Below are 23,670 nucleotides of genomic sequence, written 5' to 3'. Positions count from 1 at the left end.
CCGGCGACCGGGAATGCGGTCTGGCCGATCGCGACAGCGGCGAGACCGCCTTTCCGGAGAGCAGGCGCCGCTGGCGCCCGGCGCCGCAGATCCGCGCCCGCAGTGCCGCAGACGGGCTGCATCTGGACTTTCCGGACGGCCGCAGCCTGCCGGCCGGGGCCGCCGACGACGCCCTGGCCACGCATTTCGGCTTTCCGGTGGCGCTGCGGCCGCACGCCGTGGATGCCGAGGAGACGGCGACAACCGGGCCGCTGAAACCGCGTTATGAGCGCCACCCGATCCACCTTGTGACCACCGCTTCGCTGGCCGCGCTGCGCGCGATCCTGCCGGACAGCGCGATCGACGAGCGCCGATTCCGGCCGAACCTGGTTGTCGACCTGCCCGATGCCGAGGGCTTCGCCGAGACCGGCTGGATCGGGCGGCTGGTGGCGATCGGCGACGTGCGGATCCGCATCATCGACCCCTGCGTCCGCTGCGCCTTCACCACCCTGGCCCAGGGCGACCTGCCGCTGGACCCCGCGGTGCTGATGGCGGTGGCCAAGCACAACGCCACCCATCTCGGCGTGCTGTGCACGGTCGAGGCCCCTGGAGAGATCAGGATCGGCGATGCCGCAACGATCACAGCCTAGCGCCGGTTCGCGGTGGAGAAGATACGGGATGGCCGGATCGGTCCTGCCCGTAGCGATGCTCGTGGCCGCTTTCGCCATCGCGATGCGGCCGGCCGCCGCGCAGTCCGGCACCGACGGGCCGCCCCTCGAATCCGATGCCGCCTCCTGCCACCGGCCGAATGGCGGCCAGCCGTCGATCGACGCCTGCAGCCGGCTGATCGCCTCCGGCCGCGCCACTGGCCACAAGCTGGCGGTCCTGCTCAACGATCTCGGCCTGCTGCGATACCAGGCCGGGGATTTCGGCGGCGCCCTCGACGACTACGACCGCGCGCTGGCCGTCGATCCCGGCCTGGGCACGGCGTGGTACAATCGCGGCCTCGCCCTGAGCCGCCTCGGGCGGCCGGGCGACGCCATCGGCGACTTCACCCGGGCCGGTGCGCTGGTCCCCAACCGGGCCGTGATCTGGGTCAGCCGGGGCGCCGCCTATGCCATGACGGGCGATCCCGCCCGCGCGATCGAGGATTACGACCGGGCCCTGGCGTTGCAGCCCGGCCTGGCCTTGGCCTGGGCCAGCCGCGCTGCGGCCCGGATTCGCCTCGGTGACCTGAAGCAGGGCCGGGCGGACCTGCTCGAGGCGCAGCGCCTCGACCCCGGGAACGCGGCCTTCGCCAACCTGCTGCAACAGGTCGACGACCAGCTGCGGCAGGCGGATTGAGCCGCCTCAATCCCCCAGGCAGATCCCCAGCGCCCGGGCGGTGGTGACCAGCGGATCGTCCGGCTTGACGTCCTGGTATTCGGCGATCGCCTCCTGCAGCGGCACGTCGATCACCCGCCGGTCGGACCAGGCGACCAGCCGGTCGAACTTGCCTTGCGCGATCAGGTCGACCGCATGGGCGCCGAAGGCCGAGGCGATCAGCCGGTCGCGCCAGCTGGGCATCGAGCCGCGCTGGACATGGCCCAGAACGGTGACCCGCGTCTCCGCCCCCGTGGTGTCGGCGATCTTGAAGGCGACATAGTCGCCGATGCCGCCGAAGCGCTTCTCGCCGCCGTGATAGTCCTTGTGCACCTTGGTGCCGTCGGCGGTCTTCACCGCTTCCGACACCACCACCAGCGCGAAGTTGCGCCCGGTCTTGCGTACCTCGCGGATCTTCTGCGCCACAGAGTCGATCGAGAACGGGATCTCCGGGATCAGGATGACGTCGGCGCCGCCGGCGATGCCCGCGGCCAGGGCGATGTGGCCGGCATCGCGACCCATCACCTCCAGCACCATCACCCGGGCGTGGCTGGCGGCGGTCGGCTGCAGCCGGTCCAGCGCCTCGGTCGCCACCGCCACCGCGGTGTCGAAGCCGACCGAGACCTCGGTCAGGCCGACATCGTTGTCGATCGTCTTCGGGATGCCGACATAGTTGAAGCCGCCCTGCTGCGCCAGGCGCCGCAGGATCTGGTGGCTGCCGTCGCCGCCGATGCCGATCAGCGCGTCGAGGCCGAGTTCGTGATAGGCACCGACGATCTCGACCGACCGGTCCTTCAGCGTGCCGTCGGCCATCGGGAAGGCGAAGGGGTCGCCCTTGTTGGTGGTGCCGAGGATGGTGCCGCCCTGGCGCATCACCGCCGTGGTCATCTTGTCCGGCGTCAGCACCTCGTAGCGCAGCGGCCGCGCCAGCAGGCCCGACGTGCCCTCCTTGATCCCGATCACGGTCCAGCCGAGCCCGTCGGCCCGGCACACCGCCGCGCGGATCACCGCGTTGAGCCCGGCGCAGTCGCCGCCGCTGGTCAGGATTCCGATGCGTTTCTCGCCCGCCATGCCGTGCTTTGATCCCGCCCCCGGTTGCGTTTCCCCCTTGTACCGGGATACGCCCGGTGCTGTAAGAGCCGGATGCAGCGGCCGGCCGGCCCCGCGCGGGAGCCCCGCGTCAAACGCGTTCCGGTCGGGCCGCTCCCTTTGCTATGATCGGGCCGCCGCTGAACCGGGACCCGCAGGAAAGGCCGTTTGAGGGAATGATCGACATCGAGTCGATGCAGGAGAGGCTGGCCGCCTTGCGGGTCGAGCACCGGGACCTCGACGAGATCATCGACCGGCTGAGCGCGGATGGCCCCGTCAACCAGCTTCAGATCCAGCGCCTGAAGAAGCGGAAGCTGCTGCTCAAGGACCAGATCTCGATGATCGAGAGCAAGCTGCTGCCCGACATCATCGCCTGAGCTTCGAGGATTTTCCGACCGATGGCCGAACCCGCCGCCGTGCCGCCTGTGGCAATCATCATGGGCAGCCAGTCCGACTGGGAGACCATGCGCCACGCCGCCGAGACCCTGTCGCTGCTGGGCATCGGCCATGAGGCGCGCATCGTCTCCGCCCACCGCACGCCGGAGCGGCTCTACGACTTCGCCCGGGAGGCGCGCGGCCGCGGCGTCAAGGTGATCATCGCCGGCGCCGGCGGCGCCGCCCATCTGCCGGGCATGGCGGCGGCGATGACGCCGCTGCCGGTGCTGGGCGTGCCGGTCGAGAGCAAGGCGCTGAAGGGCATGGACAGCCTGCTGTCGATCGCGCAGATGCCGGGCGGCATCCCGGTCGGCACCCTGGCGATCGGCCGGGCCGGGGCGATCAACGCGGCGCTACTGGCCGCCGCGATCCTGGCGCTGAGCGACCCGGCCGTCGCCGACGCGCTGGATTCCTGGCGCAAGCGCCAGACCGAAGCCGTGGCCGAGCACCCGAAGGACGAATGACCAGCACCGTTTCTCCCCTCCCCCCGGGCAGCGTCATCGGCATGCTCGGCGGCGGCCAGCTCGGCCGCATGACCGCGTTGGCCGCCGCCCGGCTGGGCTACCGCACCCATGTGCTGTGCCCGGACCCGGACAGCCCCTGTGCCCAGGTGACCGACCGGTCGACCCTGTCCTCCTACACCGACCATGCGGCGCTGGACGCCTTCGCCGCCCAGGTCGACGTCGTCACCTACGAATTCGAGAACATCCCCTACGAGACCGTGCTGCACCTGGCCGCCCGTGTGCCGGTGCGGCCGGGGCCGGACGGGCTGGCGGTGTGCCAGGACCGGGTGGCGGAGAAGGATTTCTGCAACCGCCACGGCATCGGCACCGCGCCCTGGCGGGCCGTGGGATCGGCGGCGGAGCTGGCTGAGGCCGTGGCCGCGATCGGCACGCCGTCGGTGCTGAAGACCCGGCGCGAGGGCTATGACGGCAAGGGCCAGGCGGTGATCCGTGATCCCGCCGACGCCGCCGCGGCCTGGGAGAAGCTGGGCGGCCGGCCGGCCATTCTCGAGGGCTTCGTCGATTTCGCCCGCGAGCTGTCGGTGATCGCCGCCCGCGGCGTCGACGGGTCGGTGGTGTGCTACCCGGCGGTCGAGAACCGGCATCGCGACCACATCCTGTCGGAGACGATCGCCCCGGCCCCCGGCCTGGCGCCGCAGCGCGCGGCGGAGGCGGAGGACATCGCCCGCACGCTGGTCACCGCGCTGGACATGGTCGGCCTGCTGGCGGTCGAGCTGTTCGAGGCGCGCGACGGCGGCCTGCTGGTCAACGAGCTGGCGCCGCGGCCGCACAATTCCGGCCACTGGACCCAGGACGCCTGCGCCTGCGACCAGTTCGAGCAGCTGGTCCGCGCCGTTTGCGGCCTGCCGCTGGGGTCGACTGCGCGCCATTCCGACGCGGTGATGCAGAACCTGATCGGCGACGACGTGCTGCGCTGGCCGGAGTTCCTGGCGGAACCCGGCGCGAAGCTGCATCTCTACGGCAAGGGCGCGCCGCGCCCCGGCCGCAAGATGGGCCATGTCAACCGGCTGGTGCCGAAGGGCTGAGCTCCCTTATCGGCGCATATTCGAGGGCCAAGACGCCGTTGCCGAAGCGCGCGGCCGAGATCAGCTCCAGTCCGAGCCGCTCGCCCGGCGGAAACAGCGGCATCCCCTGGCCGACCGCCAGCGGATAGCCGAGGAGGCGGATGCGGTCGACCAGCCCGTGGCGCAGCAGCTGCTGCGCCACGCTGATGCTGCCATGCACATAGATATTGCCGCCATCGCCCGCCTTCAGCGCCCGGACCGCCTCCGGCAGCGGGCCCTGCAGCAGCTCGGCAGGCGTCCAGTCGAGGTCCTTCAATGTCGTCGACGCCACATATTTCGGCAGGGCGTTGAATCGGTCGGCGAAGTCTCCTGTCTCCTGCGGCCAGGAGCCGGCGAAGATCTGGTAGGTCTTGCGCCCCAGCAGCATGGCGCCGCTGTCCGCCAGCTCATCATTCTTGAACCGGTCCATCTCGGCGTTCCATGCCACGCCGGTCAGCTTTTCGACCTCGGCGACGCCGTCGGCGCTGATGAACTCCGTGACGATCACCTTCCGCATCTCGCCCCTCCCTGTCCTGGTTCAGGCGGCGGCCGTCACCGCCAGCTCGATGAAGGCGCGAATCGCCGGGAAGCGCCGACGGTCGCGCTGGCACAGCACATATTCGTCGGTGTGCCAGTCGCAGTCACCCAGCGGCCGGACGGCGATGCGCGGATCCGGCCGGATCTCGCCGGCGGAGATGAAGCCGAGGCCGAGGCCCAGCGCCACCGCCTCCTGCACCGCCTCGCGGCCCATCACCTCGAACACCGCGCCGGGCGCGACCTCCGCCTCCGCCAGGCCGCGCTCGACCGTGCGCCGGGTCATCGACCCGGTCTCGCGCATCACCAGGCGCTGCCCGGCCAGCGCCGCGACCGGCACCGCCTCCCCCGCCGCCAGCGGGTGGCCTTCCGGCAGCATCAGCCGCACCGGGTCGCGATACAGCGGCACGATGTGGAAGCGCGGATCGACCGGCGGGTTGGACAAGAGGGCCACGTCCAGCCGCGCCTCCGACAGGTCGTCCAGCACCGCGCCGGCATTGCCGATCGACAGCCGGATCTCTACCCGCGGGTGGCGGCGGTCGAACTCGGCGATCAGCGGCATGACGTAATACGGGCTGTCGGCGCCCAGCTGCAGCAGGCCGCGGGCCAGCTGGGCCGAGCCTTCCAGCAGCGTCGCCGCCTCCTGCTCCGTGTCGAACAGCCGGGTGGTCAGCTGGAACAGACGGCGTCCCATCTCGGTCGGCTGCACCCGGCGCGAACTGCGCTCGAACAGCAGCACGCCGTAGCGCTCCTCCAGCGCCTTCACCGATTGCGACAGGGTCGGCTGGGTCAGCCCCAGGGTCCGCGCCGCCAGGGTGAAGCTGGCCTGGGTGGCCACCGCGTGGAAGGCCCGCAGCTGCATCAGGTTTATTCGCATGGCCTATAGATAGCATGGAAAGTGTGTATTGGACTTATGCATGAGGGCAGCGCAGGGTCGGCCCCAGCACCCATGCCGAGGCCGCCATGCCCCTTGCCGCCGCCCGTCCGATCACCACTGACGACATTGGGATCGCGACGCTGCGCCATACGCCGGACCGCCTGACCATCCGCTGGTCGGACGGCCGCGAGAGCCCCTATCCCGCGATCTGGCTGGCCGACAACCGGCCGGACCGCCGCGACCGGCCGGACGGGCAGCGCCTGTTCGACGCCATCGACCTGCCGGACGATATCGCGATCGGCAGCGTGGCCCTGGGGGCCGACGGCGCGGTCGAGATCCACCTGACCGGCTTCGACACGCCGGCGCGCTTCGGTGCCGCCTGGCTGCGCGCCTATGCGCTGGACCCAGCCTCGCGCGCCGAGCGCCGGCGCCGGCCGGTGCTGTGGGATTCGTCGCTGGCGCTGCCCGCCGGCGACTATGAAGCGGTGGCCGGCGACGAGGCCGCCCGCGCCAAATGGCTGCGCCAGGCCTGGGACCATGGCTTCGCCTTGCTGCGCGGTGTGCCCACCGAGCCCGGCATGGTGTGCAAGGTGGTCGAGCTGTTCGGCTTCGTGCGCGAGACCAATTACGGCCGGCTGTTCGACGTGGTGGCGGTGGACAAGCCGCAGAACCTGGCCTTCACCGCCATCGGCCTGGGCAACCACACCGACAACCCCTATCGCGATCCGGTGCCGCAATTGCAGTTGCTGCACTGCCTGGAAGCGGCGGCCGAGGGCGGCGAGTCGGTGGTGGTCGACGGCTTCGCCGCGGCCGAGCGGCTGCGGCGCGAGGCGCCCGACGCCTTTGCCCTGCTGACCCGCCGCGCCGTGCCGTTCCGCTATGTCGAGCCCGGCCGCGTCGACCTGCGCAGCCGGGCACCGCTGATCGAACTGGACGCCGAGGGCGCGCTGGCGGCGGTGCGCTACAATAACCGGTCGATCGCGCCCTTCGACCTGGATCCGGACGAGGTCGAGGCCTTCTACGACGCCTATCGCCACTTCGGCCGACTGCTGCACGACCCGGAGCTGACGGTCGGCTTCCGCCTGGCGCCGGGCGACCTGTTCCTGGTCGACAATCAGCGCGTGCTGCACGGCCGCCGCGGCTTCTCTGCCGGGCGCCGCTGGCTGCAGGGCTGCTACGCCGACAAGGACGGCCTGACCAGCACCCTGTTCAGCCTGGAGGCCGCCCGATGACCACGCCCCTGCACCCCCTGCTAGCCGAGATCGAGGGCCTGTTCGCCGCCCATGGCCACAACACCTATGGCGAAGGTGTGACCATGCAGGCGCATGGCCTGCAGGCCGCGGCCCTGGCCGAGCATGAGGGCGCGCCCGACGAGCTGGTGGTGGCCGCCCTGCTGCACGATATCGGCCACTTCCTGGAGCTGGCCGACGACGCCTTCGGCTATCACAAGCATGACGGCGCCGGCGGCGACTGGTTGGCCGCCCGCTTCGGCCCGGAGGTGAGCGAGCCGGTGCGGCTGCACGTCGCCGCCAAGCGCTATCTCTGCGCCGTCGAGCCGAGCTATCTGAACGTGCTGTCCGCCGCCTCGGTCCATTCGCTGGGCAAGCAGGGCGGGCCGATGAGCGCCGAAGAGGCGGCGGAATTCGCCCGCCATCCCCATGTCGACGCCGCGGTGCGGCTGCGGCGCTGGGACGATGGCGGCAAGGTCGACGGGCTGAAGGTCAGCACCGTCGCCGATTACCGCGACCGCATCCTCAAGGTGGCGAAGGCCGGCTAACGGGCCTGTCGAAAGCCGTCATCGCGAGCCCCGCAGGGGCGTGGCGATCCAGCGGCACCGGCCTATGGATCGCCACGGCGCTTCGCGCCTCGCGATGACGGCTCTTGGCGGCTGGCGCCGGCCCTCATACTAAGCCGCCGCCACCGCCTGGATCTCGACCAGCAGGCTGGGCACCGCCAGGCCGGCGACCACCACCAGGGTCGAGGCCGTGGCATAGCCGCCCAGCCGCCGTTCGCGCACCGTGCGGTACAGCGGGATCAGCTCCGGCCGGGTGAGGAACCCGTCGACCTTGACCAGGTCGGTCACCGTCATGCCGGCATCGGCCAGCACGGCGAACAGGTTGTCCCAGGCCAGTTCGAACTGGCGCTCGGCGTCGTCAGGGATGGTGCCGTCCGGCGTGGCGCCGACCTGGCCGGAGATGTGCAGCCAGCGGGCGCCGGCCGGGGCCGAGGCGCCATGGCTGTAGCGGGAGAACGGCGCGGCGACGCCGGCCGGGTTGTGCAGCTGAACGGTCATGATCTTCCCCGATGTCGGCGGCAGGCCTGCAGGCGACCGGCCCGAATGTGGACTTCCCACGTCGCCATCGCCATATTGGCAGGATGAGCGACGAACCCGATAGCACCATCCTGCGCTATCTCCGGCGGATCGACGAGAACGTCAGTCGGCTGGCCGAGGACGTCGGTGATCTCAAGCGCCGAATGACGCCGCTCGAAACCCAGGTGGCCGGGCTTCATGCTGCGGTGGCAGGGCTTCACGCTGATTTTGCCGGCCAATCCGTCCGAATCGACCGGATCGAGAACCGGTTGGACCGCATTGAGAAGCGGTTGGACCTCGTTCAGGTTTAGGCAAGCCGCTCCCTCGCCGGGACCGACGCTTACATCCTGCGCAGCGGATCGTTCTCCAGCAGGATCGGCGCGCCATGCGGCGTGGCCCGGGCGGCGCGGTCCCAGGCGTCCCTGCGCCGGCCCAGAGCCTCGGCATCGGCGACGCCCTTAGCCAGGACCAGACGCTCCAGCGCCGCCAGCCAGTGCTCGTAGTAGCGGCTGCCGTCGTCGGAGTCGCCGGCCGCCCGGGCGCCGGCGATCTCCGCCGCCAGCGCCGCCGCCCATTCGCCCCAAGTGAACACGCCGCGCTGGTGCAGCGCCACCGCCATGGCGAAGGCCTGGGCCTGCCAGGGCTCGGCGAAGACCGGCCCGTCGGCGTCGCGCGGCAGCGGGGCGGCGCCGTCCAGCGCCGCGATCACCGCCTCATGCCGGCTCAAGATAGCTCTCCCAGGCGTCGATCGAGACGGTCAGGGTCGGGTCCGCCGCCTCGCCCCACAGCTCGCGCCCGTCGAAGCGCACGGTGTAGAGCCATTGCGGGCTCTCACCACGGCCATGGGCGTTGCTGTCGGGCAGCACGAAGACGCCGTGCACGCGCTCGACCGTGCCGACCTTGCCGCGGGCATAGCGCGGCAGCCGGGTATGGCCGGCGGGATGCTCGTTGCGGGTCAGCACCACATCGTCGACGGCGAAGCGCGCCGGCGCCGTCTCCGGCCGCCGGTAGTTGGTGCCGCGCGCCAGCACCGCGGCGACCTGGTCGGCCTGCAGCACGGTCTGGCCCGGCACCGGCGGGTCGATGGCGCGGCCGGCCTGCAGCTCCGCCGCCGAGACCAGCCCCGCGCCTTGCAGCAGCTTCTCCAGCCCCTTGGTCCAGATCTCGTAATAGCTGGAGGACAGATAGTCCGCCGGGTGCAGCGTCTCGCGCGCGTGCCGGCTGATATCGATGTTCCAGCGCCCCAGCGCGCCCGCCGCCAGGGTGAGGGCGAGGGCCCGCTTCTCCCACGCGGCATGGAAGCGGAGATCCTCCGGCTCCGGCACCACCGGGCCGAAGCCCATCATGCCGCCGAGATCCTGGGCGCCGTTCATCGTGCGTCTCCCGGCTCGCGCGCCAGACCGGCGCCGATCATGCTGTCGCGGGTGACCAGGTCGGCCAGCGCGTCCTCGTCCCAGCCCTCGGTGCCGGCCGGGCGCATCGGGATCACCAGATAGCGGGTCTCGGCGGTCGAATCCCAGACCCGGATCTTCGTCTCGGCCGGCAGGGTGACGCCGAAATCGGCCAGCACGCCGCGCGGGTCGATCACCGCGCGGGAGCGGTAGGGCGCCGATTTGTACCAGACCGGCGGCAGCCCCAGCACCGGCCAGGGATAGCAGGAGCACAGGGTGCAGACGACGAGGTTGTGCGTGTCCGGCGTGTTCTCGACCGCGACCATGTGCTCGCCCTGGCGGCCGACGAAGCCGAACTCGGCGATCGCGGCGCTGGCATCGGCCTGCAGCCGCTGGCGATAGGCCGGGTCGGCCCAGGCCCTGGCCACCACCCGGGCGCCGTTGCGCGGGCCGACCTTGGTCTCGTAGGTCTCGATCAGCACGTCGAGCGCGGCCGGGTCGACGTAGCCCTTCTCGACCAGGATCGATTCCAGCGCCTTCACCCGCAGCGCGATCTCGGGCAGGGCGCTGCCGTCGTCGTGATCGTGGTCGTTGTCGTGATGATGGTCGGCGGACATGGATGGGGCTCCGCGCATCGGACTCCGGATGGGATCACCCAGCCTACCCCCACACCCGCATTCGTGCTAGCAAACCGGCCAGCCGAAAACTGACAGCAACCGGAGCCTTTCGATGGCCGCCGAAACCGCATTCCGCACCGAGACCGACAGCCTGGGCGCCGTCGAGGTGCCGGCCGACCGCTACTGGGGTGCGCAGACGCAGCGCAGCCTGCAGAACTTCAAGATCGGCGGCGAGCGCATGCCGGCCCCGCTGGTGCGGGCGCTGGGCATCCAGAAGAAGGCCTCGGCCCAGGCCAACATCGCGCTCGGCGAGCTGGATGCCTCGATCGGCAACGCCATCGTCGCCGCGGCCGAGGAGGTGATCGACGGCACCCTGGCCGAGCATTTCCCGCTGGTGGTGTGGCAGACCGGGTCGGGCACCCAGACCAACATGAACGCCAATGAGGTGATCTCGAACCGCGCCATCGAGATCCTGGGCGGTGAGATCGGTTCGAAGAAGCCGGTGCATCCGAACGACCACGTCAATCGCGGCCAGTCCTCCAACGACAGCTTCCCGACGGTGATGCACATCGCCGCGGTCGAGCAGATCGGCCATGAGCTGCTGCCGAGCCTGGAGCACCTGCACCGCGCCCTGGCCGCCAAGTCGGCCGAGTTCAAGGACATCGTCAAGATCGGCCGCACCCATCTGCAGGATGCGACGCCGCTGACTCTGGGCCAGGAGTTCTCCGGCTACGCCCGGCAGGTCGAGCTGGGCATCGCCCGGGTGAAGGGCTGCCTGCCGCACCTGCTGGACCTGGCCCAGGGCGGCACCGCCGTCGGGTCCGGGCTGAACGCCAAGGAAGGCTTCGCCGAGGCCTTCGCGGCGCATGTCGCCACCATCACCGGCTTCCCGTTCAAGACCGCGCCGAACAAGTTCGAGGCGCTGGCCGCGCATGACGCCTGCGTCGAGGCGTCGGGCGTGATGAACACCCTGGCCGTGTCGCTGATGAAGATCGCCAACGACATCCGCCTGCTGGGTTCCGGCCCGCGCTGCGGCATCGGCGAGATCCACCTGCCGGAGAACGAGCCCGGCTCGTCGATCATGCCGGGCAAGGTCAACCCGACCCAGTCCGAGGCGATGACCATGGTCTGCACCCAGGTCATGGGCAACCACGTCACCGTCACCATCGCCGGCTCGAACGGGCATTTCGAGCTGAACGTGTTCAAGCCGGTGATCATCTACAACCTGCTGCAGTCGATCCGCCTGCTGGCCGATGCCTGCCGCAGCTTCACCGACAACTGCGTCGTCGGCATCGAGGCCCGCACCGACCGGATCGAGCAGCTGCTGCACGAATCGCTGATGCTGGTGACGGCGCTGAACCCGCATATCGGCTACGACAACGCCGCCAAGGTGGCGAAGAAGGCGCATGCCGAGAACACCACGCTGAAGCAGGCGGCGATCGCGCTGGGCCTGCTGACCGCCGAGCAGTTCGACCAGTGGGTGCGGCCGGAGACCATGGTCGGCCCCAGCGCCTAATCGAGCCGCGGTGAGCGGCGTCCGCAAGCGGTCGGTCAGCATTGCCGGCCACGCCACCAGCGTGTCGCTGGAGCCGGCCTTCTGGGACGCCCTCACCCGCCTGGCCGCGGCGCGCGGCCTGCCGGTCAACCGGCTGGTCGAGGCGGTGGACGCCGCCCGCGCCCCGGACGGCAACCTGTCCAGCGCGCTGCGGACCGCCGTCCTGCAGGCGGCGCTGGCGCGGGAGATCTGAGGCCGACATTCAGAGATGGACGAGTCGTCATCCCGGGCGCGGCGCAGCACGCAGTGATGCGCTGCAGACCCGGGATCTCTTCGAGATCGCACCGAGATCCCGTGTCTGCGCAGCAGCGCTTCGCGCCGCAGCGCACACGGGATGACAGGTCGATGTCTCTGTCCGTTGACCTGACATGAAAAAAGCCCCGGCCGTCCGGCCGGGGCTTTTTCTCATCGGACAGCCGGGATCAGCCGCCGCACTGCGCGGCGTAGGACTGGTCACCGGTGGCGACCTGCTGGTCGACCTGCTGGATCTGCGCGTCGGTCAGCTTCAGATCGGCCTGGCAGGTCTTGTAGATCGCGACCAGCTTCTTGGTCTCCTCCATCAGCTCCTTGCTGGCCGAGCACTGCTCGTCCTTCGAGGCGCCGGCCTGCATCTTGGTCATCGTGGCCTGGGTCAGGGTCTGGATCTTCTGGGCCTGAGCCTGGGCGTCTTCGGTGCAGCCGGCGAAGGCCGGCGAGGCGGCAAACGTGGCAATGGCGGCGGCGAGAAGAATGCGCTTCACGAAAAGCTCCTTGGGCTTCTTGGGCGGCCCGCCTCGAAACGAGCCGAGGCGGTCCCCAGAGAACCCGCCGCATCGGACCGGGTTCCCAGCAATTGTGAAGAATTGCGCCGTTCGGCGCCGCCGATAGGACGCCCTACTTGCCGTTCGACCACCAGGCTTCAAGCACAGTGCCGTAGGTCGGGTTGACGGTGGTGACCCGGCCGAGATTGCCCCAATAGGCGACGTAGTCGCGGTCGAGATAGTAGAGCGGCACCACGTAGTTGCCCCACAGCAGCACCCGGTCCAGCGCGTGCACCGCGGCCTGCAGCTCCTCCTGGCTGCGGGAGGCGGTGACGGCCTTGATCAGGGCGTCGACCACCGGGCTCTTCACCCCCGGATAGTTACGGGTGCCGGGCACGTCGGCCGAGCCGCTGCCCCAGTAGCGCGACTGCTCGACGCCGGGCGAGAGCGTGGTGATCCAGGTGTTGAGGATCACGTCGAAATCATAGGTCTCGATGCGCCGGGCATATTGCGCGCTCTCCACCAGTCGGACCGAGGCCTGGATGCCGAGGCGGCGCAGCTGGTCGGCATAGGCCAGGGCGATGCGCTGATAGCCCTTGCTCTGCAGCAGGATCTCGAAGCGAAACGGGGTGCCGCTGCCGTCCACCAGGACATTGTCCTTGATCGTCCACCCCGCCTCGGCCAGCAGCGCCTGCGCCGCCCGCAGATTCTCGCGGTTGCGGCCGCTGGCGTCGCTCGGCGGCAGGACGTAGGGTTCGGTGAAGAGCTGCGGCGGCAGCTGGGCCCGGAACGGCTCCAGCAGCGCCAGCTCCGCCCCCTTCGGCGTGTCGGTCGCGGCCAGGGAGGAGTTGGCGAAGTAGCTGTCGTCGCGCTTGTACTGCCCGCCCAGCAGCGTCTTGTTCACCCATTCGAAGTCGAAGGCCAGGATCAGGGCCCGGCGCGTCCGCGGATCGGCGAAGACCGGCCGGCGCGTGTTCAGGGCGAAGCCCATCATCCCGACCGGCCGGTAATGCGGCAGGGTCAGCATGGTGACGCGGCCGTCCTGGACCGCCGGGAAGTCATAGGCGCCGCTGACCCATTTCTCGGCGTCACGCTCCCGCCGCAGGGTGTAGGCGCCGGCCTTGAACGCCTCCAGAGCCGTGTCGGCGTCGAGGTAGAAGTCGAACCGCATCGTGTCGAAGTTGTAGAGGCCGCGCATCGCCGGCAAGTCCGCCGCCCACCAGTCCTTGACCCGATCGAGCGTGATGCTGCGCCCGGGATCGACCGCGCCGACCTTGTAGGGCCCGGCGCCGAGCGGCGGATCCAGGCTCGGCTGGTCGAACGGATGGGCCGTGTACCAGGCCTTGCTGAGGATCGGCTGCATGGCGACGACCAGCGGGTTCTCGCGCGCCGCCTCCGGCTTGAAGCGGAAGCGCACCGTGCGGTCGTCGACCCGGTCGATCCCCTCCATCGTCCCGTAGATCGCGCGGGTGTTGGGCAAGCCCTTCGCCCCCTGGGTCTGCCAGGTGAAGATCACGTCGTCCGCCGTCACCGGCGTGCCGTCGCTGAACACCGCCTTGGGGTTCAGGTGGAAGGTGGCCTGGCGCCGGTCCTCCGACATGTCCGCCCGGTCGGCCACATAGGGGTACAGGGTGAAAGGCTCGTCCCATCCCCGTGTCATCAGGCTGGCGAAGATGTAGGGCGGCACGATCAGCCGCACCTGGTCGGTCTGCCCGCTGATGATGAAGGGGTTCAGCGTGTCGAAGCTGCCGACCACCGCCTGGCGCAGCTCGCCGCCCTTCGGCGCGGCCGGGTCGGCATAGGCGAAATGGCCGAAATCCGCCGGGTATTTCGGATCGCCATACATGGCGAGGCCACCGCCCGGCGCCCCAGCCTGTGCACCCGCCGGCGCGTCCACCGCTGTCTGCGCCATGGCCGGCAAGGCGCCGGGCAGCAGCAGGGCGGCGAAGGCGAGGCGAAGCAGGAGGCGGGCGAGGCGCATGCGGCGGGCTCCGGTCGGGAATCGATCGGGCGCAGTCTTCCCGCCGCAGCGCCCCGGCGCAAGGACGGATCGGCGGAGCGTTACTCCGCCGCGCGGGCCAGGGGCGGCCAGACGCCCCAGATCTCCTCCGCATAGTCCTGCACCGTGCGGTCGGAGGAGAACCAGCCGACATTCGCGGTGTTGCGGATCGCCATCCGGGTCCACTCGGCGCGGTCGCGATACAGGGCGGCGGCGCGGGCCTGGGCGTCCCAATAGGCGGCGAAGTCGGCCGCCACCAGGAACCAGTCGCTGTGCCGCAGCGCGTCGGTGATCGGCCGGAACCGGCCCGGATCGTCGGGCGAGAAGGTGCCGTCCTCGATCGCCGCCACCGCCCGGGCCAGGCGCGGGTCGGCCGCGATCACGGCGCCGGGGTCGTAGCCCTGGGCCCGCTTCGCCGCCACCTCGGCCGCGGTCAGGCCGAAGATCAGGATGTTGTCCATGCCCACCCGCTCGGCGATCTCGACATTGGCGCCGTCCAGCGTGCCAATGGTGATCGCGCCGTTCAGGGCGAACTTCATGTTGCCGGTGCCCGACGCCTCCATGCCGGCGGTCGAGATCTGCTCCGACAGGTCGGCGGCGGGGATGATCCGCTCCGCCAGCGTGACGTTGTAGTTCGGCAGGAACACCATCTTCAGCTGGTCGCGGATCTCGGCGTCGGCGTTGATCACCCGCGACACGTCGTTGGCCAGCTTGATGATCAGCTTGGCCACGGCGTAGCCCGGTGCCGCCTTGCCGGCGAAGATCTTGACCCGCGGCGTCCAGGCCGCGTCCGGCTGGTCGCGCATCTCCTGCCACAGCGCCACGGCATGCAGGATGTTGAGAAGCTGGCGCTTGTATTCGTGGATGCGCTTGACCTGGACGTCGAACAGCGCGTCGCCGGAGACGCGGAGATCCGCGATCTCGCCGATATGGTGCGCCAGCAGCGCCTTGTTGCGGCGCTTCACTGCCCAGAAGGCTTCGCGGAAGGCGCTGTCCCCGGTCTTTCCGGCCAGCGCCGACAGCCGCTCCAGATCGTCCTCCCAGCCGCTGCCGATCATGTTGTGGATCAGCTGCGACAGGTTCGGATTGGCCTGCACCAGCCAGCGGCGCGGGGTGATGCCGTTGGTCTTGTTGGTGATCCGGTCCGGGAACTCCTGGTTCAGGTCGCGGAACACCGTCTCGCGCATCAGCTGGGTGTGCAGCGCCGACACGCCGTTGACCCGGTGGCTGCCGAGGAAGGCCAGCGGCCCCATCCGCACCCGCCGGTCCCAGCCCTCCTGGATCAGCGACAGGGCGGACAGGCGGCCGGGGTCCTTCGCCACCACCTTCGACGACTTCAGGAAGCGGTCGTTGATCTCGTAGATGATCTGCAGGTGCCGGGGCAGCACCCGTTCCAGCAGCGCCACCGGCCAGGTCTCCAGCGCCTCCGGCATCAACGTGTGGTTGGTGTAGCTGATGCAGCCCTGCGTGATCTTCCAGGCGCGGTCCCAGTCCAGCCGGTGCCGGTCGATCAGCAGGCGCATCAGCTCCGGCACCGCGATCGCCGGATGGGTGTCGTTCAGCTGCAGCGCCGCCTTTTCCGGCAGGTCGTCATAGCCGTCATGGTGCATGCGGTGCCGGCGCAGCACGTCCTGCAGCGAGGCCGAGGTGAAGAAGTACTCCTGCTTGAGCCGCAGCTCCTGCCCCGCCGGGGTGTTGTCGTTGGGGTAGAGGACGCGCGACAGGGTCTCGGACAGGATCTTGTCCTCGACCGACTTCAGATAGTCGCCGGAGTTGAAGGGGACGAGGTCAAACTCCCGTACCGGCTTGGCCGACCACAGGCGCAGCGTGTTGACCGTGGCGCCGCCCCAGCCGACCACCGGCGTGTCATAGGCCACGGCCAGCACCCGCTGGCTGCCGCGCCAGACCGGCTTCGGCCGGCCGTCAGGCCCGGGCTCGCCCGGCTCGATCTTGCCGTAGAAGTCGATCGGGAACGCGACCTCCGGCCGCTCGAACTCCCACGGGTTGCCGAATTTCAGCCAGTCCTCGGGGTATTCGACCTGCCAGCCGCGGTCGAACTGCTGCTCGAACAGCCCGTATTCGTAGCGGATGCCGTAGCCGGTGCCAGCGATGCCGAGCGTGGCCATGCTGTCGAGGAAGCAGGCGGCGAGGCGGCCGAGGCCGCCATTGCCGAGCGCCGCGTCGGGCTCGACCTCCAGCACCGCCCCGAGATCGACGCCGAACTCGGACAGCGCCTCGCGGCAGGTGTCGTAGATGCCGAGATTGGTCAGCGCATTGGCCATCAGCCGCCCGACCAGGAACTCCAGGCTGAGATAGTAGACCCGCTTGCCGTCGGTCGCCTCCTCGCGGTGCTGCGCCGCCATCCAGCGGTCGACCAGGCGGTCGCGCACGGCCAGGGCGGTGGCGGCGAACCAATCATGTCGGGTGGCGCGATGGACCTCGCGCCCGACGGCATAGACCAGCCATTCCAGGATGTCGCTCTTGAGCGAGTCCCGGTCGAGCCCGCGCGGCTCGACGGTGATCGGGGCGGCTGGCAGCTCCATCGCTGACCCCCATGCTGCACTGCGATATAGACCCTCCGTTACACCACGGATCGGTCTGGCGATCAATCATATGACAAAAAAGACCCGGCGGAGGTTCCGCCGGGTCGACAATGATTCGGCCGGTTGGCATACGCCACTGGCCTTTGGTGTTACTTGGCGCCGACCTTGGCCAGCTCGCCCGGGGTCGCCTCGGCGAACTTGCCGCTGTTCCAGATGTAGAAGACGTAGTCGGTCTTCACCCGGTCACCCTTGGCGTCGAAGGCCAGCGGGCCCATCACGGTCTTGTACTCGGTACCGTCATGCAGCGCCTTGGCGACGTCCGCGCCCTTGAAGCTCTTGGCCTTGGTTGCCGCCTGGGCCCAGGCCTGCACCGCGGCGTAGCTGTACAGGGTGTAGCCCTCGGGGTCGTAATTCTCGGCCTTGAACTTGGCCACCACGTCCTTGGCGGCCTCGCTGTTGCGCTGGTCGGCGCCGAAGGTCATCAGCACGCCCTGGCCGGCGTCGCCGGTGATGCCCCAGAACTCCTGGGTGACGATGCCGTCGCCCGACACGAACTGGGCGTTCAGCCCCTGTTCGCGCGCCTGGCGCAGGATCAGCCCGGCCTCGTTGTGCAGGCCGCCGAAATAGATCAGGTCGATATTGGCCTGCTTCATCTTCGAGACGACGGCCGAGAAGTCGCGCTCGCCGACCGTGATGCCCTCATACATCTTCTCGGTCAGGCCGGCCTTGTTCATCGCCGCCTTGGTCGCGTCGGCCAGGCCCTTACCATAGGTGGTCTGGTCCTGGATGATGGCGACGTTGCGGCCCTTGAACTTCTCGGCGATGAAGGCGCCGGCGACATCGCCCTGCTGATCGTCGCGGCCGCAGGTGCGGAAGGTGGTCGCCTGCCCCTGCTCGGTCAGCTGCGGGTTGGTCGAGGCCGGGGTGATCTGGATGATGCCCTCCTCGGCATAGACCGCCGAGGCCGGGATCGAGACCGAGGAGTTGAAGTGGCCGATCACCGCCACCACGCCCTTGCCGGCCAGGTCGTTCGCCGCCGCGACGCCCTGGCGCGGGTCGGAGGCATCGTCGCCATACTCCACGACGATCTTCTCGCCGTTGACGCCGCCGGCATCGTTCAGGGCCTTCACCGCGGCGTCGGTGCCGCGCTTCATCTGCTCGCCGAAGGCGGCGTTCGGGCCGGTCAGCGGCGCGCCGAGGCCGATCTTCACATCCGCCAGGGCCGGGGTCGTCGCCAGCGCGGCCAGGGCCGCGCCGGCCATGAGCACTCGGTTGAATCTCGTCATCAGATCGCTCTCCCAGTTCATCGCCCGGCGGGACGACCCCGCCGGCCTTTGCTTCCCGCCGGCCGAAAGGACCGGCGTCTTACCGTGCGGCCGGCCGCCGGTCGCGCCAGCCGAACAGGCCGGCGCGCTCGTACAGCCACGGATACTGCCGCACCATCTTCGCCGCCCGCGTCATCCGGTAGGCGACCGTGGCGCACAGGCCGATCCACACAAGATCGATGACGAAGCCGGTCGGCGACAAGAGCGTACCGCCGAACAGTGCGTAGTGCAGGAATCGGGTCGCACAGGCGAGCAGCACCACGAAGGGCACCACCTTGCGGATCGGCGCCCAGCCCTGGGCCTGGCCCTGGCCGGTCAGGAGACCCGCGCCGCCGCCCAGGATCAGGCTGACGAAGATGAAATCGCCGACCGAGGTTCCAAGGATCTGTTCCATCGCTCAGTGCCCGCCTTCGAGATAGGCGGCCCGGACCTCCGGATTCGCCAAGAGCTCGCGGCCGCTGCCGCTCATCGTCACCCGGCCATTGACCAGCACGTAGCCGCGATGGGCGAGCTTCAACGCATGGAAGGCGTTCTGCTCGACCAGAAACACGGTCATCCGCTGCTCCCGGTTGATCGTCTTGATCGCCTCGAAGATCTGCTTCACCACCAGGGGCGCCAGGCCGAGCGACGGCTCGTCCAGCAGCAGCAGGCGCGGCCGGCTCATCAGCGCCCGGCCGATCGCCAGCATCTGCTGCTCGCCGCCCGACAAGGTGCCGCCGCGCTGGGCCTGCCGCTCCTTCAGCCGCGGGAACAGGACGAAGATCTGCTCGAGGTCGCGCCCGAACACCGCCGGATCGGCGGTCAGCGCCCCCATCTGCAGATTCTCCATCACCGTCATGCGCGGGAAGATGCGGCGGCCTTCCGGCGAGATGGCGACGCCGCGGCGCACAATCTCGAAGGTCGGCTGCCGGGTGATCTCCTTGCCGTCGAACAGCACTGCCCCCTTCCGCGCCTGCGGGTTGCCGCAGATCGTCATCAGGAGGGTCGACTTGCCGGCGCCGTTGGCGCCGATCAGGGTGACGATCTCGCCTTCCTTGACCTCGACATCGACGCCGCGCAGCGCCTCGATGGCGCCGTAGAAGGTGTGCACGCCCTGCAGCGACAGCATCACGGCCGGGCCTCCCCGGTCACGGCGGCGACATCGGCGGCGATCTCCGGCGGCAGATCGTCCTCCTCGGGCTCGCCGAGATAGGCGCGGATCACCGCCTCGTCGCTGCGGATCTGCTCCGGCGTGCCGTCGGCGATCTTCTTGCCGTGGTCGAGCACCACGATGTGGTCGGAAATCTGCATGACGACGCTCATGTCGTGCTCGATCAGGAGGACGCTGGTCCGGTGCTCGTCGCGGATGGCGCGCAGCAACTGGTTCAGCTCCTGGGATTCGCGGGGATTGAGGCCGGCGGCCGGCTCGTCCAGGCACAGGATCACCGGGTCGATGCACATCGCCCGGGCGATCTCCAGCCGGCGCTGGCCGCCATAGGGCAGGCTGCCGGCGGAATCGTCGGCCTGGGCGGTCAGCCCGACGCGGTCGAGCCAGAACTTCGCCTTCTCCACCGCCTCGCGCTCCGCCCGCCGGTAGCTCGGCAGCCCGAGCAGCCCGGTGAAGGAGAAGCCCGAGGCGCGCATCAGCTTGTTGTGCTGGGCCACCATCAGGTTCTCCAGCACACTCATGCCGGCGAACAGCCGGATGTTCTGGAAGGTGCGGGCGACCTTGGCCTGCTGGGCGATGCGGTAGCCGGGGATCTGCTCCAGCAGGAACTCGCCGGTCTCGCCCCTGAGCGTCATGCGGCCGGCGGTCGGCTTGTAGAAGCCGGTGATGCAGTTGAACAGCGTGGTCTTGCCGGCGCCGTTCGGGCCGATCACCGCGGTGATGTCGCCGGCCCGGATGTCGAAGGAGACGTCGTCGATGGCGACGAGGCCGCCAAAGCGCATCGAGACATGCTCGATGGTCAGGAGGGCGCTCAAGACGAGGTTCCCTTCTTGCCGTGCAGCAGGATGGTCGGGTCACGATGGGCCAGGAGGCCGCGCGGGCGCCACACCATGATGCCGACCATGCACAGGCCGAACACCAGCATGCGGTACAGGTCGAGGCCGCGGAAGGCCTCCGGCAGGCCGATGATCAGGCAGGCCGCGACGACGATGCCGAGCTGGCTGCCCATGCCGCCGAGCACGACGATCGCCAGCACGATCGCCGATTCGATGAAGGAGAAGCTCTCCGGGCTGATGAAGCCCTGATATGTCGCGAAGAAGCTGCCGGCGAAGCCGCCGCACATGGCCGAGGTGGCGAAGGCCGCCAGCTTCAGGTTGGTGCGGTTGATGCCGAGCGACTGGCAGGCGATGTCGTCCTCGCGGATCGCCTCCCAGCCGCGACCGACCGGCAGGCGGCGCAGCCGGGTGCTGATCAGGTTGACCAGCAGCGCCAGGGCCAGAATCAGCAGGTAGAGGAAGATGATCCGGTGTGTCGGGTCGTAGTCCAGGCCGAACAGCTGGTGGAAGGCGGTGGTGCCCTCCGGCGGGTTGCGGTCAAACGGGAAGCCGAAGAAGCTGGGCCGCGGCACGTTGTTGATGCCGTTCGGCCCGCCGGTCACCGGCGCCCAGTTGATCAGGATGATGCGGATGATCTCGCCGAAGCCGAGGGTGACGATGGCGAAATAGTCGCCGCGCAGCCGCAGCACCGGATAGCCGAGGATCAGGCCGAAGCAGGCAGCGAGCACGCCGGCCAGCGGCAGGCAGATCCAGAAGCTGAAGCCGAAGGTGGTGGACAGGAGTGCGTAGGAGTACGCGCCGACGGCGTAGAAGGCGACGTAGCCGAGGTCCAGGAGGCCGGCAAGGCCGACGATGATGTTCAGCCCCCAGCCGAGCATGATGTATATCAGCACGATGGTGGCCACGCCGAGCGTGCTGCGGGTGGCGAGGTCGGTGAAGGGGAAGATCACCGCCAGCACCACCAGGATCGGCCCGATATAGACGCTGAGGCGCTGCACCCGGGCGCCGACCCGGTCCATCGCCCGGTCGCGCTCCTGCCGCGACAGGCTGGCCTTGCTGCGCCGCTGCACCAGGATCGACTGGATCAGCAGCCAGGCCGCGCCAAGCGCTCCGATCAGCAACAGCGGCACGGAGTGCAGCTCCTGCACCGGCAGCGGCGGCAGCCCGTCCGAGATCATCGGACGCAGATACTCGTAGATCGGCGGCAGGGCGAAGACGACCAGGAACAGCAGGCTGATCCAGAACACCGGCCGCGGGATGCCCTCGCGGTTCAGGATGATGCCGATGCGGCCGAAGAACACCAGGGCGACGGCGATGAGGACCGCGATGAAATCGGTCTCGTAGCCGAGCGCGCCGCTCTGCTCGATGGTGCGGATGCCGACCAGCGGCGCGGTGAGGACCAGGGCGAGGAGACCGGTGACCCCGGCCTCCTTCAGCATGGCGACGAGATCCAGGCGGCGCGCGCCGGCCGCGTCGGATTGCGCGATCGTGGCCATCGCCTCAGACCTTCTCGATGTCGGGACGGCCGAGCAGGCCGGACGGGCGGAAGATCAGCACCAGCACCAGGATGGTGAAGGCGGCGACGTCCTTGTATTCCGAGGAGAAGTAGCCGGACCAGAAGGCCTCGATCAGGCCGATCAGCACGCCGCCGAGCATGGCCCCGGGCAGCGAGCCGATGCCGCCCAGCACCGCCGCGGTGAAGGCTTTGATGCCGGCCAGGAAGCCGATGTAGAAGTCGATCACGCCGTAATAGAGGGTCACCATCACGCCGGCCACCGCGGCCAGCGCCGCGCCGATGACGAAGGTCATCGAGATGGTGCGGCCGACATCGACGCCGATCAGCGCCGCCATGGTGCGGTCCTGGGCGCAGGCGCGCTGCTGCCGGCCCAGCGAGGTGCGGTTGATCACCCAGGTCAGCCCGATCATCAGGGCCAGGGTCAGCACCACGATGATGATCTGCAGGTAGGACAGGCTGACGTCGAAGCCGCCGCCCGAGGTCAGCTGGAAGCCGCCCGGGATCTGCGGCGGCACCGGCTTGCGCCGGGCGCCCTGCAGCAGCTGGACGTAGTTCTGCAGGAAGATCGACATGCCGATGGCAGAGATCAGCGGCGCCAGCCGGGTCGAGCCGCGCAGCGGCCGGTAGGCCAGTCGCTCGATCGTCCAGCCATAGGCGGCTGTGACCACCACGCTGACGATCAGCACGATGGCAAGCGCCAGGGCCACGGAGACGCCGGGCACGCCGAAGGCGCCGAGCACGACGAATCCGATCACGGCGATGAACGCGCCGATCATATAGATCTCGCCATGGGCGAAATTGATCATGCCGATGATGCCGTACACCATCGTATAGCCGATCGCGATCAGACCGTAGATCGCGCCCAGCGTCAGCCCGTTGATGAGCTGCTGCAGGAAATATTCCATGCTCGCGCCGAATTGCCTCCACAGACCATCCGCGGATGGTCGACCTCTCTGTTGGTGCGCCGTTTAAACCGAGGGCGTTTCTCTGTTCAAGCTCCGCGTCAACGTCGGATTGGCGCGACTATGGCGAAGAAAATGCATCGTTACAATCTCAATGAATCATAAGACGTTTCGGGGGGTTAGGCTACGGATCAGGCGCCGTAGCGGTCGAGAATCCGGCGGATCGGCTGGGCATAGGCCGGGTCCCAGTACCGCACATGCACCAGCAGCGGATACAGCAGGTAGATCGGCCGTCGGTCGTCCCAGAAGCCGGGATCGAGCGGCGCCAGCTCGGCGTAGCGGCGGAAAAAATCCTGCTCGAAGGTGCCGAACAGGGTCGGATATGTCAGCTCCATCTCCGGATGGCCGCAGGAGAGGGCGGGGTCGATGAAGGCGACGATTCGGCCGCCCCGGTGCAGCAGGTTGCCGGTCCAGATGTCGCCATGCAGCAGCGCCGGGTGCCGCGGCTCCGCCAGCAGGTCGTCGAGCCGGCCGGCCAGCGCCTCCAGCCGGCGCAGCAGCCCGGCGTCGACCGTGCCCTCCTGATGACCGGCGCGGGCCATGTGCAGCAGGCGGTGGTCGCGGAAGAACGGGATCCAGCGCTCGGCCGGCGGGTTCGGCTGCGGCAGCCGGCCGATGGTGGTGTCGCGGTCGTAGCCGAAGCGCGGCCACGCCGGCGCGTGGAGCGCGGCCAACAGCTCCGCCGCGTGCAGCTGGGCCGATTCCGGCGGCAGCCCGGGCTCGTGCTCGACATGCTCCAGCAGCAGCAGGTCCTCTGCCGCGTGCAGCACCGCCGGCAGCGGCAGGGCGGAATGGCGGGCCAGTTCGCCCAGCATCCAGGCCTCCAGCAGCAGCGGCCCGGCCCCGGCCTTGGCCACGACCCGGCCGCCATCGGCGAGGTCGACC

The 23,670-nt window shown here is 69.5% G+C and carries 27 protein-coding genes; 10 read left to right on the top strand and 17 right to left on the bottom strand.

Annotated features, from left to right (window positions below; genetic code table 11):
* The coding region (locus tag ABDW35_RS08325) for an MOSC domain-containing protein (protein ID WP_343713386.1) at positions 1 to 629 on the top strand (629 nt) is incomplete at its 5' end.
* 28 nt (positions 630 to 657) lie between these two features.
* Positions 658 to 1,323 (top strand): tetratricopeptide repeat protein, encoded by a 666-nt coding sequence (locus ABDW35_RS08320; protein WP_343713385.1) that lies wholly within the window; start codon positions 658 to 660, stop codon positions 1,321 to 1,323.
* 6 nt (positions 1,324 to 1,329) lie between these two features.
* Here ABDW35_RS08320 and ABDW35_RS08315 read toward each other — a convergent pair whose 3' ends face one another.
* Positions 1,330 to 2,412 (bottom strand): ATP-dependent 6-phosphofructokinase, encoded by a 1,083-nt coding sequence (locus tag ABDW35_RS08315; RefSeq protein WP_343713384.1) that lies wholly within the window; start codon positions 2,410 to 2,412, stop codon positions 1,330 to 1,332.
* 194 nt (positions 2,413 to 2,606) lie between these two features.
* Between ABDW35_RS08315 and ABDW35_RS08310 the strand changes: the two genes are divergently transcribed.
* The 3 genes from ABDW35_RS08310 to ABDW35_RS08300 are packed head-to-tail and all read left to right on the top strand — an operon-like array spanning position 2,607 to position 4,414.
* Positions 2,607 to 2,807 carry a DUF465 domain-containing protein gene (locus ABDW35_RS08310; RefSeq protein ID WP_179221854.1) on the top strand — a complete coding sequence of 67 codons (201 nt, stop codon included), beginning with the start codon at positions 2,607 to 2,609 and terminating at the stop codon, positions 2,805 to 2,807.
* 21 nt (positions 2,808 to 2,828) lie between these two features.
* Positions 2,829 to 3,329, top strand: coding sequence for a 5-(carboxyamino)imidazole ribonucleotide mutase (purE, locus tag ABDW35_RS08305; RefSeq protein WP_343713383.1), 501 nt, complete (start codon positions 2,829 to 2,831; stop codon positions 3,327 to 3,329).
* Positions 3,326 to 4,414 (top strand): 5-(carboxyamino)imidazole ribonucleotide synthase, encoded by a 1,089-nt coding sequence (locus ABDW35_RS08300; protein WP_343713382.1) that lies wholly within the window; start codon positions 3,326 to 3,328, stop codon positions 4,412 to 4,414. Before purE ends, ABDW35_RS08300 begins: the two co-directional genes overlap by 4 nt.
* On the opposite strand, the gene ABDW35_RS08295 is transcribed toward ABDW35_RS08300, so the two are convergent.
* Positions 4,389 to 4,949 carry a dihydrofolate reductase family protein gene (locus ABDW35_RS08295; protein WP_343713381.1) on the bottom strand — a complete coding sequence of 187 codons (561 nt, stop codon included), beginning with the start codon at positions 4,947 to 4,949 and terminating at the stop codon, positions 4,389 to 4,391. The two genes, ABDW35_RS08300 and ABDW35_RS08295, sit on opposite strands and share 26 nt — an antisense overlap.
* A 21-nt stretch (positions 4,950 to 4,970) precedes the next feature.
* Positions 4,971 to 5,828, bottom strand: a complete 858-nt coding sequence (locus ABDW35_RS08290; protein WP_343713380.1) for a LysR substrate-binding domain-containing protein — start codon at positions 5,826 to 5,828, stop codon at positions 4,971 to 4,973.
* Between the two features lie 101 nt (positions 5,829 to 5,929).
* Between ABDW35_RS08290 and ABDW35_RS08285 the strand changes: the two genes are divergently transcribed.
* Positions 5,930 to 7,075: a TauD/TfdA family dioxygenase gene (locus tag ABDW35_RS08285; RefSeq protein ID WP_343713379.1), complete on the top strand. Its 1,146-nt coding sequence runs from the start codon at positions 5,930 to 5,932 to the stop codon at positions 7,073 to 7,075.
* Entirely contained in the window at positions 7,072 to 7,620 is a 549-nt protein-coding gene (locus ABDW35_RS08280; protein WP_343713378.1) for an HD domain-containing protein, read from the top strand. The genes ABDW35_RS08285 and ABDW35_RS08280 overlap by 4 nt, the downstream gene beginning before the upstream one ends.
* Positions 7,621 to 7,749: 129 nt before the next feature.
* Here ABDW35_RS08280 and ABDW35_RS08275 read toward each other — a convergent pair whose 3' ends face one another.
* Positions 7,750 to 8,136, bottom strand: coding sequence for a RidA family protein (locus ABDW35_RS08275; protein WP_343713377.1), 387 nt, complete (start codon positions 8,134 to 8,136; stop codon positions 7,750 to 7,752).
* Positions 8,137 to 8,147: 11 nt separating this feature from the next.
* On the opposite strand from ABDW35_RS08275, the gene ABDW35_RS08270 reads away from it, so the two are divergent.
* Positions 8,148 to 8,465, top strand: coding sequence for a hypothetical protein (locus ABDW35_RS08270; RefSeq protein ID WP_343713376.1), 318 nt, complete (start codon positions 8,148 to 8,150; stop codon positions 8,463 to 8,465).
* A gap of 29 nt (positions 8,466 to 8,494) precedes the next feature.
* Here ABDW35_RS08270 and ABDW35_RS08265 read toward each other — a convergent pair whose 3' ends face one another.
* Genes ABDW35_RS08265 through nthA form a run of 3 tightly spaced genes read right to left on the bottom strand, consistent with a single transcriptional unit; the run spans position 8,495 to position 10,162 of the window.
* Positions 8,495 to 8,881: a nitrile hydratase accessory protein gene (locus ABDW35_RS08265; protein WP_343713375.1), complete on the bottom strand. Its 387-nt coding sequence runs from the start codon at positions 8,879 to 8,881 to the stop codon at positions 8,495 to 8,497.
* Positions 8,868 to 9,527, bottom strand: coding sequence for a nitrile hydratase subunit beta (nthB, locus tag ABDW35_RS08260; RefSeq protein ID WP_343713374.1), 660 nt, complete (start codon positions 9,525 to 9,527; stop codon positions 8,868 to 8,870). Before nthB ends, ABDW35_RS08265 begins: the two co-directional genes overlap by 14 nt.
* A complete protein-coding gene (gene nthA / locus ABDW35_RS08255; protein WP_343713373.1) occupies positions 9,524 to 10,162 on the bottom strand; it encodes a nitrile hydratase subunit alpha in 639 nt (212 codons plus the stop codon). Before nthA ends, nthB begins: the two co-directional genes overlap by 4 nt.
* A 112-nt stretch (positions 10,163 to 10,274) precedes the next feature.
* On the opposite strand from nthA, the gene fumC reads away from it, so the two are divergent.
* Entirely contained in the window at positions 10,275 to 11,678 is a 1,404-nt protein-coding gene (gene fumC / locus ABDW35_RS08250; RefSeq protein ID WP_343713372.1) for a class II fumarate hydratase, read from the top strand.
* Between the two features lie 10 nt (positions 11,679 to 11,688).
* Positions 11,689 to 11,910 carry a ribbon-helix-helix domain-containing protein gene (locus ABDW35_RS08245; protein WP_343713371.1) on the top strand — a complete coding sequence of 74 codons (222 nt, stop codon included), beginning with the start codon at positions 11,689 to 11,691 and terminating at the stop codon, positions 11,908 to 11,910.
* Between the two features lie 229 nt (positions 11,911 to 12,139).
* Here ABDW35_RS08245 and ABDW35_RS08240 read toward each other — a convergent pair whose 3' ends face one another.
* The 10 genes from ABDW35_RS08240 to ABDW35_RS08195 form a co-directional block, all read right to left on the bottom strand.
* Complete coding sequence (locus tag ABDW35_RS08240) at positions 12,140 to 12,457, bottom strand: hypothetical protein (protein ID WP_343713370.1); 318 nt, start codon at positions 12,455 to 12,457, stop codon at positions 12,140 to 12,142.
* A 133-nt stretch (positions 12,458 to 12,590) separates the two neighbouring features.
* Entirely contained in the window at positions 12,591 to 14,438 is a 1,848-nt protein-coding gene (locus ABDW35_RS08235; RefSeq protein ID WP_343713369.1) for an extracellular solute-binding protein, read from the bottom strand.
* A gap of 80 nt (positions 14,439 to 14,518) precedes the next feature.
* Positions 14,519 to 16,999 (bottom strand): glycogen/starch/alpha-glucan phosphorylase, encoded by a 2,481-nt coding sequence (locus ABDW35_RS08230; RefSeq protein WP_343713368.1) that lies wholly within the window; start codon positions 16,997 to 16,999, stop codon positions 14,519 to 14,521.
* A 149-nt stretch (positions 17,000 to 17,148) separates the two neighbouring features.
* Positions 17,149 to 18,285: a branched-chain amino acid ABC transporter substrate-binding protein gene (locus ABDW35_RS08225; RefSeq protein WP_343713367.1), complete on the bottom strand. Its 1,137-nt coding sequence runs from the start codon at positions 18,283 to 18,285 to the stop codon at positions 17,149 to 17,151.
* Between the two features lie 79 nt (positions 18,286 to 18,364).
* Positions 18,365 to 18,718 (bottom strand): DUF6867 family protein, encoded by a 354-nt coding sequence (locus ABDW35_RS08220; protein WP_343713366.1) that lies wholly within the window; start codon positions 18,716 to 18,718, stop codon positions 18,365 to 18,367.
* A 3-nt stretch (positions 18,719 to 18,721) separates the two neighbouring features.
* A complete protein-coding gene (locus ABDW35_RS08215) occupies positions 18,722 to 19,432 on the bottom strand; it encodes an ABC transporter ATP-binding protein (RefSeq protein ID WP_343713388.1) in 711 nt (236 codons plus the stop codon).
* Positions 19,432 to 20,253, bottom strand: coding sequence for an ATP-binding cassette domain-containing protein (locus ABDW35_RS08210; RefSeq protein WP_343713387.1), 822 nt, complete (start codon positions 20,251 to 20,253; stop codon positions 19,432 to 19,434). The genes ABDW35_RS08215 and ABDW35_RS08210 overlap by 1 nt, the downstream gene beginning before the upstream one ends.
* A 29-nt stretch (positions 20,254 to 20,282) precedes the next feature.
* A complete protein-coding gene (gene livM, locus ABDW35_RS08205; RefSeq protein ID WP_343713365.1) occupies positions 20,283 to 21,803 on the bottom strand; it encodes a high-affinity branched-chain amino acid ABC transporter permease LivM in 1,521 nt (506 codons plus the stop codon).
* 4 nt (positions 21,804 to 21,807) lie between these two features.
* Positions 21,808 to 22,728, bottom strand: a complete 921-nt coding sequence (locus tag ABDW35_RS08200; RefSeq protein ID WP_343713364.1) for a branched-chain amino acid ABC transporter permease LivH — start codon at positions 22,726 to 22,728, stop codon at positions 21,808 to 21,810.
* Between the two features lie 188 nt (positions 22,729 to 22,916).
* Positions 22,917 to 23,670: fructosamine kinase family protein (locus tag ABDW35_RS08195; RefSeq protein WP_343713363.1), on the bottom strand; the 754-nt coding region annotated here is incomplete at its 5' end.

It is taken from the genome of Inquilinus sp. (genome assembly GCF_039594555.1).
Lineage (GTDB): Bacteria > Pseudomonadota > Alphaproteobacteria > DSM-16000 > Inquilinaceae > Inquilinus.
The sequence above is the reverse complement of the archived record's forward strand: the minus strand, read 5'-3'. Positions and strand labels throughout refer to the sequence as shown.

Coding starts and splice junctions, on each gene's coding strand:
- ABDW35_RS08320 (WP_343713385.1), top strand. CDS start 658: ATGGCCGGATCGGTCCTGCCCGTAGCGATGCTCGTGGCCGCTTTCGCC.
- ABDW35_RS08315 (WP_343713384.1), bottom strand. CDS start 2,412: ATGGCGGGCGAGAAACGCATCGGAATCCTGACCAGCGGCGGCGACTGC.
- ABDW35_RS08310 (WP_179221854.1), top strand. CDS start 2,607: ATGATCGACATCGAGTCGATGCAGGAGAGGCTGGCCGCCTTGCGGGTC.
- purE (WP_343713383.1), top strand. CDS start 2,829: ATGGCCGAACCCGCCGCCGTGCCGCCTGTGGCAATCATCATGGGCAGC.
- ABDW35_RS08300 (WP_343713382.1), top strand. CDS start 3,326: ATGACCAGCACCGTTTCTCCCCTCCCCCCGGGCAGCGTCATCGGCATG.
- ABDW35_RS08295 (WP_343713381.1), bottom strand. CDS start 4,949: ATGCGGAAGGTGATCGTCACGGAGTTCATCAGCGCCGACGGCGTCGCC.
- ABDW35_RS08290 (WP_343713380.1), bottom strand. CDS start 5,828: ATGCAGCTGCGGGCCTTCCACGCGGTGGCCACCCAGGCCAGCTTCACC.
- ABDW35_RS08285 (WP_343713379.1), top strand. CDS start 5,930: ATGCCCCTTGCCGCCGCCCGTCCGATCACCACTGACGACATTGGGATC.
- ABDW35_RS08280 (WP_343713378.1), top strand. CDS start 7,072: ATGACCACGCCCCTGCACCCCCTGCTAGCCGAGATCGAGGGCCTGTTC.
- ABDW35_RS08275 (WP_343713377.1), bottom strand. CDS start 8,136: ATGACCGTTCAGCTGCACAACCCGGCCGGCGTCGCCGCGCCGTTCTCC.
- ABDW35_RS08270 (WP_343713376.1), top strand. CDS start 8,148: ATGTCGGCGGCAGGCCTGCAGGCGACCGGCCCGAATGTGGACTTCCCA.
- nthB (WP_343713374.1), bottom strand. CDS start 9,527: ATGAACGGCGCCCAGGATCTCGGCGGCATGATGGGCTTCGGCCCGGTG.
- nthA (WP_343713373.1), bottom strand. CDS start 10,162: ATGTCCGCCGACCATCATCACGACAACGACCACGATCACGACGACGGC.
- fumC (WP_343713372.1), top strand. CDS start 10,275: ATGGCCGCCGAAACCGCATTCCGCACCGAGACCGACAGCCTGGGCGCC.
- ABDW35_RS08235 (WP_343713369.1), bottom strand. CDS start 14,438: ATGCGCCTCGCCCGCCTCCTGCTTCGCCTCGCCTTCGCCGCCCTGCTG.
- ABDW35_RS08230 (WP_343713368.1), bottom strand. CDS start 16,999: ATGGAGCTGCCAGCCGCCCCGATCACCGTCGAGCCGCGCGGGCTCGAC.
- ABDW35_RS08225 (WP_343713367.1), bottom strand. CDS start 18,285: ATGACGAGATTCAACCGAGTGCTCATGGCCGGCGCGGCCCTGGCCGCG.
- ABDW35_RS08220 (WP_343713366.1), bottom strand. CDS start 18,718: ATGGAACAGATCCTTGGAACCTCGGTCGGCGATTTCATCTTCGTCAGC.
- ABDW35_RS08215 (WP_343713388.1), bottom strand. CDS start 19,432: ATGCTGTCGCTGCAGGGCGTGCACACCTTCTACGGCGCCATCGAGGCG.
- ABDW35_RS08210 (WP_343713387.1), bottom strand. CDS start 20,253: ATGCGCTTTGGCGGCCTCGTCGCCATCGACGACGTCTCCTTCGACATC.
- livM (WP_343713365.1), bottom strand. CDS start 21,803: ATGGCCACGATCGCGCAATCCGACGCGGCCGGCGCGCGCCGCCTGGAT.
- ABDW35_RS08200 (WP_343713364.1), bottom strand. CDS start 22,728: ATGGAATATTTCCTGCAGCAGCTCATCAACGGGCTGACGCTGGGCGCG.